The 10,585-nt window shown below is 38.8% G+C and carries 8 protein-coding genes and 2 pseudogenes; 5 read left to right on the forward strand and 5 right to left on the reverse strand.

Annotated elements, in window-relative coordinates:
- Positions 1-145: 145 nt before the first annotated feature.
- Complete coding sequence (locus MCO_RS03830) at positions 146-2,137, forward strand: M23 family metallopeptidase (protein ID WP_007552718.1); 1,992 nt, start codon at positions 146-148, stop codon at positions 2,135-2,137.
- A gap of 75 nt (positions 2,138-2,212) precedes the next feature.
- On the opposite strand, the pseudogene MCO_RS11090 reads toward MCO_RS03830, so the two are convergent.
- Positions 2,213-2,477, reverse strand: a pseudogene (locus MCO_RS11090) (sensor histidine kinase); the annotation flags it as partial.
- Positions 2,478-2,696: 219 nt separating this feature from the next.
- On the opposite strand from MCO_RS11090, the gene MCO_RS03840 reads away from it, so the two are divergent.
- A complete protein-coding gene (locus MCO_RS03840; RefSeq protein WP_007552719.1) occupies positions 2,697-3,842 on the forward strand; it encodes a metallophosphoesterase family protein in 1,146 nt (381 codons plus the stop codon).
- 55 nt (positions 3,843-3,897) lie between these two features.
- Here the strand turns inward: MCO_RS03840 and MCO_RS03845 are convergent.
- A pseudogene (locus MCO_RS03845) lies at positions 3,898-4,140 on the reverse strand (sensor histidine kinase); the annotation flags it as partial.
- Between the two features lie 326 nt (positions 4,141-4,466).
- Here MCO_RS03845 and MCO_RS03850 point away from each other — a divergent pair.
- Positions 4,467-5,978, forward strand: coding sequence for a metallophosphoesterase (locus tag MCO_RS03850; RefSeq protein WP_007552721.1), 1,512 nt, complete (start codon positions 4,467-4,469; stop codon positions 5,976-5,978).
- Positions 5,979-6,031: 53 nt separating this feature from the next.
- On the opposite strand, the gene MCO_RS03855 is transcribed toward MCO_RS03850, so the two are convergent.
- From MCO_RS03855 to MCO_RS03865, 3 genes are all read right to left on the reverse strand, one after another.
- A complete protein-coding gene (locus MCO_RS03855) occupies positions 6,032-7,462 on the reverse strand; it encodes a sensor histidine kinase (RefSeq protein WP_007552722.1) in 1,431 nt (476 codons plus the stop codon).
- A 225-nt stretch (positions 7,463-7,687) separates the two neighbouring features.
- Positions 7,688-8,242, reverse strand: a complete 555-nt coding sequence (locus MCO_RS03860) for an RNA polymerase sigma factor (RefSeq protein WP_007552723.1) — start codon at positions 8,240-8,242, stop codon at positions 7,688-7,690.
- Positions 8,243-8,249: 7 nt separating this feature from the next.
- On the reverse strand, positions 8,250-8,453 hold the full coding sequence (locus tag MCO_RS03865) for a NepR family anti-sigma factor (protein ID WP_007552724.1): 204 nt from the start codon (positions 8,451-8,453) through the stop codon (positions 8,250-8,252).
- Positions 8,454-8,623: 170 nt separating this feature from the next.
- Between MCO_RS03865 and MCO_RS03870 the strand changes: the two genes are divergently transcribed.
- Both MCO_RS03870 and MCO_RS03875 read left to right on the forward strand, forming a co-directional pair.
- Positions 8,624-9,418 (forward strand): response regulator, encoded by a 795-nt coding sequence (locus MCO_RS03870; protein WP_007552726.1) that lies wholly within the window; start codon positions 8,624-8,626, stop codon positions 9,416-9,418.
- Between the two features lie 20 nt (positions 9,419-9,438).
- Positions 9,439-10,452 (forward strand): PAS domain-containing sensor histidine kinase, encoded by a 1,014-nt coding sequence (locus MCO_RS03875; protein WP_007552727.1) that lies wholly within the window; start codon positions 9,439-9,441, stop codon positions 10,450-10,452.
- The last annotated feature ends 133 nt before the right edge of the window (positions 10,453-10,585 follow it).

Below are 10,585 nucleotides of genomic sequence, written 5' to 3' on the forward strand. Positions count from 1 at the left end.
ACGACTATGATTGAAGAGAAGAAAAATTATTGCTGTATAAAAAGGATTTGAATTGTCTGTAATAAAAGAATCAAATTCTTGTCGAAACACACTAAGCTATGCTAGCCTTCTCTATTTAATATTTCAAGAAGTACTCTAAAAACCCATGTGGGATAGCGAACAACAGAAAAACGATCCTGGGCAAGACCCTGCTCTTGTAGTCAAACGCTTACTGCCAGCGCACCGACAAGTTTCTGTCCGTTGGCTCACAGGAACAGTTCTCACAGGAATCACTTCCTGCATTCTTATGGGCATTGCTCTTTTTGCTGCTCTAGATGAACAGCAACGACTGGTAACACCTCCACAATGGTTTACACCAGAAAACCTCTCACAAGCACAAGATCCTAATGCCAATGGATATAAAGGTGATCGTATTTCTCCCACGCATGCACGGCAAAGCTTTGACAGTAAGCGCCAATTTGAATTATCAATTGTGCAAAAAAAAGGGGATGAAAAAGTCATTCAGACACAAAAATTCGAATGGATTCGCATGGCTTTAGCCGAAGATCGCCCTCAGCGATACACCTATCCTAAATTTGATTCTTTAAGCATTTTTGCCAGTGATTCGAAAAATTCAACTGTTCAACTACAAGATTCCGGACACATTTATGGAGCAAAAGTGGAAACAAAAATAATCTTACGCAACCGTGATTTTATAATTGATCAAGAAAACTTTGATGGCGCAGATACCCTGACAGACGATGAAGTGCAACAAGAATTAAAAAAATCTGGATTTTCTTTGGAAAAAACCAACGAACTCCTTTCAATTCTTACCCTTATCGACCCTTTAAAATTAGATGACTTGTCCTCGCCATCCCAATTTACAGATACCCCTGAAGTCCGTATTGTTCAAGAGAATGTAACCGTTTCTCCTCAAAATCACCGAATTGATCTCACAAAAAACTATGCTGAAGATATTATTCCCATTCATAAAAAACAAAAGATAGCCGATGCTTTCAAAGAAACAAACTACACAAAAGAGCAAATTGAACAGGTTGTAACCAATTTGGTGAAGTTTAATCATTCGGATATACTTAAAGAGGGAAGTCTTTTACGCATTGGTATCATTACACAGGCTGGAGAAGAAGATCATCTCGTGCGAGCAAGCATTTATCAAGGGCTGTATCATGTTCTCACCATTGCTCTGAATGACAAAGGGCAATTTGTTGAAAGTACAGAACCCCAAATGTCCCGTGTGCTTAAAACAGCTTTTCAGAATGGTATTCCACACTCTTATGTCAGTGCAGCACAGTTACCCACAGCTTACGACGCGCTCTATAATGCTCTGCTCAGCCATAATATGTCACAATCTCTCTCTCAACGTCTCATTCATTTGCTCGCCACCAACATTGATATGAAAGGTCGGATAACACCAACGGATCAGCTCGAAATATTTTATACCTTGCCACAACAAAACGATAAAGAAACCCAAAATGGCAAAAAGAATCAGAAAACAAAAAGACCATCCACCAATGTAGATCCTGAAATTCGTTATATCAGCGCTACTTTCGGCAATACAACGTATAAATATTACCGTTATCAATCAAAAGACGGAAGCATCGATTACTATGATTCAGAAGGAAAAAGCTCTAAACCTTTCTTGCTCCGCAAACCTACTCCAAATGGCATTTTTGGTTCTCCCTTTGGACCACGCAGACATCCTATTTTAGGCTATGTTCGCATGCATACGGGTGTTGATTGGGTTGCACCAAAAGGCTCCCCCATTATTGCTGTAGGAGACGGTATTGTCACGAGAATTGGCGTAACAGGCGGCTATGGAAACCATACAGAAATTCAACACAGCAATGGATATATCAGCAGTTATTCACACCAGAGCCGTTATGCACCAGACATAAAACTAGGCGCAAAAGTCCGTCAAGGACAAATTATTGGCTATGTCGGAACCACAGGAATGGCAACAGGTCCGCATTGTCATTTTGAAATCATTGTTAATGGTGTAAAAGTTGACCCTATGCGTATCCGTATACCTGACAGTAAGGCTTTATCCAATCAGGACCTCCAAGCATTTATACACGAAAAAAACAACATTGATTCTTTGTTAAACAGCCCTACAACACCATCAGAGAGCGCTTCTTAAGATCACACTAAAACTCTTTCAAAGTGCATTAAGAATCAAAATACACGCCTCCTCTCCGTATTTTTGCGAAAAGAAACGCACCCCTTCACTTTTGCTCCGATTTAACTGCAAACGATTTAACTGCAAACCAAGTAAAAAAGATACCGTACATAGAGAATGGCCAATGCGATGGCTAACATTCTGCAATGCTATTTCAACACATTGACGTTTTTTCTCGGAGTAATTGCGCGCTCTTTCCAATTCTTGTGTTCATTCTTTCTTTCACGTTTGCTTCAAAGGTGGCATTTTCACTCTGAAACAGACATATAAAGATAAAACGCTTGACAAAAAAATAATGAGAGAACGAAAACATTTGATAAATAGCATAAAAAATTATGTAATCAAAAACTCTTCCAAATATATTAACAAAAATTCTGCATATAAAAATAATATACTTATCCAACAGATAAAAAACTTCAATTAAAAACACAAATTTTGAAAATTATTTGTCTAAAAAATATTTTATAATATATCCGTATAATATTATATTTTTTAGTGTAATAATTGGAGAAGTAAAATTATGGTATATAAATATACAATAATAACTATTGTTACTTTAGCAATTTTTAACTATACAACTTTTGTTTGTGGAGCAACAAAAGGAGATATTACACAACAAAAAGGCATTAACTCTCGTGATGATACAAAAATATCTTCGGACATAAGAAAAAAAACTTCTATAAAAAACTATACCGCTATCATCATGGCTGATCCGCAAGCATGGTATTTGGGTTACGGTGGCCCTAACTCGAAAGCAAAAAGAGCACGCTGGATCAGTAAAAATGAGAAAATTGCAAAAGCAATAAAATCACATAAAGCGGCTTTTCATATCGTTAATGGTGACTTAACCGAATTTGGGCGTAAAAAAACTTATGACGATTATGCAAACATATACAAAAAACTTGGCTCTCCTGTTTATGAAGGCCTCGGTAATCATGATTATGCCAACAATGTTGGCAATTGTACGATTCCTGAAGAAATGAATTCTTCAAGTGATGCGTGTGCTATAAGCGCCATCTCTAGAATGTTGAGAGAAATGAAGGAGTATAGTGATAAGCTCCCCCATTTCAATCAAGATATCACGGAAAATTTGACTGGCACCTCTAACACATCTGTTCACTTTATAGAAGGAAGTTTCGGTTACTCATGGGATTATGGAAATATTCACTACGTACAACTTCACAATTATCCAACTTATACAGTCAATTTAAAACAAAATGATATAAATATCCATGTTAAGAGCTCTTTGGATTGGCTAAAAAAAGATTTAGCTGCGGCTGACGCCAGAGGGAAAATAACAATTATGAACTTCCACGATGCGCGTCCATTTTACCGTGATGGCTATTCACGTTTTCTTAAACCCGAACATGCCCAAGATCTATCAGCATTTAAATCGATCATTACCTCTCATAATGTCAAAGCAATCTTTGCTGGACACACCCATTATCAGAGCTATTGTCGCGCACAAAATGACAAAGTCTTTGGCAATATTCCTGTGTACACAGCGGGAGCACTGTTTAGAGGAGACTATTACCTCATCAATGTACAGGGGAAAGATATACATGTTAAAGCCTATAATGGAAGAACAGGTAAACCCACTTTGATTAAAGATTTGGGCATGATAGGCACCAACACGAAATTCTTCGAAAGCTGTAGCAATTTATAAGGATATTACCCTCATTTCTATACTGACAAACAAATGGAGATTTTAAGATCCCATTTTACGAAGGAAATGGCACTTCCTTTGAATTATTCGTTTGCAATTTTGGCAAAGGGATTGTGTCTTTTGTTCCACCAAAAGCAGAAGTTTCAAAAAGTGGTTTTTCACCAAACTGCATACAAAGCTGTTCAACAACCAAACGGCCAAGACCTGCTTTTTGCTTTAAAGTTTGGCTTTTCATACCTACACCATCATCTTCTACAATGAACATTAAGTGTCCTTCTGGATCGGAGCCGAATGACAAACTCTTCAAAAGCAACCCTGTATACAGAGCTTAGACATTCTACAAAAGAGACTATTATCTCATAGAAATGGCAAGGGGAAGTATAGACGTTAAAGCTTATCGCATTCTCTCAAGCTTTACAAAAAATTCATGATTGATGTTGAAATCTACCATTGATTAACGACTGTTTTTAAGATGCATCATAAAAATATCACAAAGCTTTGTTCTTGTACTCTTCGTTCATAGTTTAAAGCACAGTACATGAAAAAATTAATTTTAATGCCTTTTGTAGCATCGCACCTGTCAAATGTTTTTGGGGAATTATTTTAGTTCTAGATGAGGTGTTTATGCAATACAAATATAAGACAGTAGGAGTTTTTTGTAGCGTCTTGGTTTGTATAAAGCCTTATTTTTCTCACGCTCAAAACCTTTCTGTGACACATGAAACAAGACGAAACTTCATCGAAAAATTACCTAAACCTCAACGAAGTGCGTTTGATGATCGTTCAACAGATGTGTACATCGTTAATGAACTTACCAATCCGCCTACTTCTATGGTATTAATTGGTAAAGGTATAGAGCGTGGACAATGGAAAACAGGTGCGTACTGGGGAAATGCAGGACCTTCGACTATGATTACGCCTGGCTCGGTAGGAAAAGCAGCGACAACATCTAATGCTTGGCTTTTTGGCTCTGGTGGGTGGGTTCAATACAGAGTACAAGACGATGGAACTCTTTTAAAATTCCGGTGGTATAATCCATATAATGGTGCCAATGAATATTCCGTTACCTCAAGCAACAAGAATTATTATTTTGAACGAATGGAGGGTGTAGGGGATAATGCCAGAACAATTTGGTACGTAAAAAGAAAGACTCCCCAAAATTATACTGTTGTCATAGCAGCTGACCCGCAGCCGTGGCGCTTGAACACTGGTGATCCTAACGCGAACAGCAACAGAGAACCATGGATAGAAGTAAATAAAAAAGTTGCAAATGCTATAGAAGCACATGCAGCAGCATTTTATATTATCAACGGTGACTTAACTGAGTTTGGTCGACCCAAAACCTATCAAGACTATGCGGATATCTATAAAAGCATCGTTTATCCTATATATGAAGGATTAGGCAATCATGATTATTACAATAATGTTCGTGATTGTACAATCCCAATATCAAATCTTTCAAAAGATGCATGTGCAATAAGTGCTGTTAAAAGGATGCTCCAAGAAATAGATAGATACAGCAGTTCTTTACCTGAATTCAGTAAAGATGTGGCTTTTCGTCGGCACATTTACTTTGAAACGGCTCGTGATATAATAACTGGGAGTTTAAGTTACTCATGGGATTATGGAGATATTCACTATGTACAGCTGCAAAATTACCCAACTTATACTGCTTATTTATCTGATGGTCTCACGAAAGTAAAAATAACAAAAGCCCTGAATTGGTTGAAAAAAGATTTAGCAGCTGCTGATAAAAGAGGAAAAATTACAATTCTCAACTTTCACGATGCGCGTCCCTATTTGAAAGATAATGATTCACACTTTCTGCATCCCAAAAATGCGCGAGATCTTGCTGAATTTAAATCAATCATTACACGCCACAATGTAAAAGCAATCTTTGTAGGACACTTGCATTATCAGAACTCTTGTCGCGCACAGGATGATAAAGTCTTCGGAAATATCCCTGTATACACAGCAGGAGCACTTTTTAGAGGAGATTATTATCTCGTCAATGTGCGAGGAAAAAACATTCACGTGAGAGCTTATAATGGAAAAACAGGAAAACCAATTTTAACCAGAAATTTAGGGCAAAATGGAGCCTACGTATTCCTCTCAAAAAATTGTAGTAATTTATAAAGGCGTTATTTTCTTCCAATTTTAACAAACAAAAGGGAATTTTAAGATCACTCTTACGAGATAGATGGTGCGCTTTTCGGGCCATTGGTGTTGAGTTTTGGCAAAGGAATCACAATTCTTGTGCCCCCCAAAGCGGAAGTTTCAAAAAGGGGTTTCTCACCAAATTGCATACAAAGCTGTTCAACAACCAAACGGCCAAGACCTGCTTTTTGCTCTGGAGTTTGGCTCTTCATGCCCACACCATCATCTTCCACAATGAGCATAAATTGTCCATCTTGTTGCGGACCAAATGAAATATAAATATGACCAACACGTTGATCAGGAAAAGCATGTTTTAAAGAATTTGTCAGCAATTCACCAAGAATAATTCCAAGCGTTGTTGCATCTCTTGAAGACAAGCAACAATCTTTAAAGTTTGTGTGAATGGTAATATTTTCGCGCAATTCAAAAGGCACTGCCAATTCAACATCATGCACGACAGAACTGAGGAACTCTGCCAATAAGGTTGTCTCCATATCATCACATAAGCGCAAACGCCGATGCGCAGTAGAGATTGTTTGGATACGGTCGCGTGCGGCACCAAGAACAGAACGCACTTCTTCATTTTTGCTCCGATTTAATTGCAGCCCAAGCAAAGAAGACACCGTACCAAGAGAATTGCCAATGCGATGGCTTGCATCTTGCAACAACATTTCAACACGTTGACGTTCTTTTTCGGCGTGGTTACGTGCTCTTTCCAAATCTTGTGTGCGTTCTTTCACACGCGCTTCAAGTGCGGCATTTTCACTATGAAGCAACAATTGATACATTTTTAAGGAGCGTATATCACGGTGAAAACGATTAATAACAAAATAGGCAGAAATAAAAGTACTCACCACAGAAACAATTGCCGCCAATGTTAGAGCAGCACGCATCAGTGCTATGCCTTCACGTTGTTTTTGCCGCACCACATCGTCACCATTAATAAAACTTGTCATCAATTGGGCTAAACGTGCTACTTGAATCTTCTGGACTTCAGAGGAATCCGAAGATTGAGAGGATTGATCAGGAAGTGTATCAAGAGCATGCATATGCGCATTCATAAAAGCTTTACGCGCTTCGACCTCTTTTTTAAAAGCCGTAAACCATTCATACCATTGTGGATGAGCATAAACAATAAGCTCCGTATAATCGAGAATATCATCAAGCTCACGCGCTGCATTTTCAAAGCGTGCTTTATCTTCTGCCTTTCGGGTTTTTGCATAGCTGCGATCAGCGACAGCCATATCAATCAAACTAATAAGCACTAAATCAGCCTGTTCGCGCAACTCTGAACTTGTATTCAACTGTGCCACTTCCCGATCAACAGCGTTTGAGAGTAGTATAATAAAGGCTGATGCCAAAAGAGCCATAATAAGAGAAACAACAATCGCCACCCAACGCCAGCTTGATATAGCTGAATCAGAAGAAGGTATTTGAGGAAGCAAATTCGTCTTTGTTGTCATAGAATTTCCATCGGCGAACCTGAAACTTGTCATTTTTCAGCACAAAGGAAGGCTTACCTTATGGCTCTTAAGACAAAATCCCGAGAGATATTTTCACACAGGATTCCTTATTTCCCCTAAGGTTACACGCCAAACACTCTGAATTTCCTCAGATACTGACTTTACTTTAATAGCTATAACGGGAATAAAAAAAACAAGGCTATCAACTATAATTATTATGCTTTTTTAGCCGTTAAATGAACACAATGTACTGCCAGCCGAATAAGAATCGGGACCATAATCGGATTCACCATTTACCTTCAGAAGTTTCTGTAAGCGATTACGCGCCCTGCTGACACGGCTTTTAATTGTACCAACAGCACAATTACAAATAGCAGCAGCATCTTCATAAGAAAAACCGGATGCTCCAATGAGAATAATGGCTTCTCTTTGATCAGCGGAAAGCATATTTAAGGCTTTTTTGAAATCTTGCAAATCAAGCGACCCGTATTGAGCAGGATGAACGGCCACATTTTGAGTAAACACACCATCAGTATCTTGAACTTCTCTTCCTTTTTTGCGCATTTGGCTGTAAAATTCATTGCGCAAAATCGTAAAAAGCCAAGCTTTAAGATTAGTTCCCATTTCAAAACTGTCCTGCTTAGCCCACGCCTTCATAATAGTATCTTGGACCAAATCCTCAGCTTTATCATGTTTACCACTTAAAGAAACAGCAAAAGCCCTAAGAGCCGGTAGAACCAGTAAGAGTTCCTGTTTAAAATTTTTTACGCCATTTATCATAAAGGATTCAAACCTTTTCCACATTGTTTAAACCAAATTGCTCTGCTCTCTCCAACCTCTCCAAGAGCTCCAGCAAATGCAGCGGGAGTGCTTCTTCCTGAATTTCCATGTAAAACTGACGTAATTTTCGTGCTATTTCGCTATTGACTCCAAGGAGATCATCTCCACACGCGAAATGATTAGTGAGATTTTTTTCATCACGGTCGTTCATTTTTTTTCCCCCTAATCCATATAATATCAGTAGCACCGAGAAGAATTTTTTCGCCTTATGGTTGTAAATATAGTTGTATGTAAAAAGTTCCATACGAGAAAAGGAACTTTTTCATCTCTTAAAGATTTCAACCAACAAAGTGCTTCAAAGGTCAAAGGAGTTTATAGATCATGTCATTATCAACGCGCATAGCACCGCATCTTCCGTATCTTCGGCGTTTTGCCCGCTCTGTCACAGGCAGTCAATTCTCTGGTGATGCTTATGTCTCAGCGATGTTGGAAGCACTTATTGCTGATATTTCCATTTTTCCCAAAGCATCCAGTGACCGCATTGGTACCTATTGGCTTTTTTGCCACCTTTTCGACCAAACTACACCAAACATCCCTGAACCACTGCCACAATTTGGTCTTGAACAAAAAACCAGTGCAAAATTATCGTATCTCACCCCGCGCGCACGCCAAGCATTTTTATTGATTGCCGTTGAAGGGTTTAATGAACAAGAAGCCCGCGAAATTATGGATCTTGATACGAAAGAATTCCGCAAGCTTCTCAACCAAGCATCGACGGATATTTCTCAACAAATTGCCACTGAAGTGATGATTATTGAAGATGAACCTCTTATTGCACTGGACATTGAACAAATGGTAGAAAGCTTAGGGCATCAAGTAGTAGGGATAGCACGAACCCGTGATGAGGCTGTCATCATGTATCATAAGGAAAAACCACGGTTGATTTTGGCTGATATTCAATTGGCTGATAATAGCTCCGGCATTGATGCGGTCAATGACATTTTGCAAAACGACCGTATACCGGTAATCTTTATCACCGCTTTTCCTGAAAGATTACTGACCGGAGAGCGTCCAGAACCTACTTTTTTAGTTACCAAACCTTTTAATCCTGATATGGTGAAAGCGCTTATTTCCCAAGCTTTATTTTTTCAAGAGAATGCTTCGAAAGCGGTCTAGAATAGATTAACATCAAAATCATGATCGTTATGCCTCTTCCAAAGCCACCTATGGATAAATCACATATAAGCGCCCTCATGCAAGCGATCCGTGGCGCTGATATTTTTGTTTTATACCAGACAACAAACCTAGTCTATTTATGGGCTGAAAACTTGCCGCAACATTTACATAATAAATGGCGGATGGGATGTCGTGACAGTGATCTTTTTTCGCTTGATCTTGCAGATAATATGGAAACAATCAAATTGCAGGTTTTAGCCACTGGCAAAATGCAAACCATTGAAGCACGGTTTGAGGATATGGCCAAACAAGCGGTTTGGTATAAATTTTCTATTGATTGCCACCGCAATGATAACGGAGACATTATCGGTATTATCACTACCGGTGTTGATATTTCAGGATTACGCCGACGTGAGCAGGTGCTGAAAATACTCCTTCGAGAAGTCAGTCACCGTTCTAAAAATCTTCTTGCCATCATTCAAAGTATTGCCAGTCAAACCGCACGCTACACTGAATCTCTTCAGGTTTTCTTACGTAAATTTCAAGGGCGACTTCATTCTCTTTCCCATTCTCAAGACCTCATCACCGATTCTGATTGGCGTGGTGCGCAATTTCGCGAATTGGTACAGTCGCAAGCTTTGGGCTATTTAATAAAAGACACGGAACGTTTTTCACTTGAAGGCGTAGATCCTTATCTTTTTCCGAATGCGGCTTTGCATATTGGTTTGGCATTTCATGAACTCATTGTCAATTCCCTCTCTTTTGGTGCCTTATCACAAGAAAAGGGAAGTGTTTGTGTAAGCTGTGAAATCCAAACAAAAATGAATGGAAAAACACAACTCCTCATCACTTGGAATGAAAATTTTGCAGCAGAAATTTTTTTTTCTAATGAGAACAAAGCCTGTTTTGGGAGTACCGTCTTAGAAAAGATTGTTCCCGTTTCTGTAAATGGTTCGGCTTCTTTAAAACTTACAGAAAAAGGAATGATTTATTGCTTGTGTGTTCCTGATACTTATTTTGATACCCTTTTTTAAAAGCGGTTAAAACACCACAAAACGAAAAAGCAAAACACACACCTCCACGGATTTCTCTCATAACATCCATTGTCTAGATTCCTTGCCCAACACACCTAACCCGCTGGAACCTAACCCGCTGGAACCTAACCCG

It is taken from the genome of Bartonella sp. DB5-6 (assembly GCF_000278115.1).
In the GTDB taxonomy this organism is placed as follows: Bacteria; Pseudomonadota; Alphaproteobacteria; order Rhizobiales; family Rhizobiaceae; genus Bartonella; species Bartonella refiksaydamii.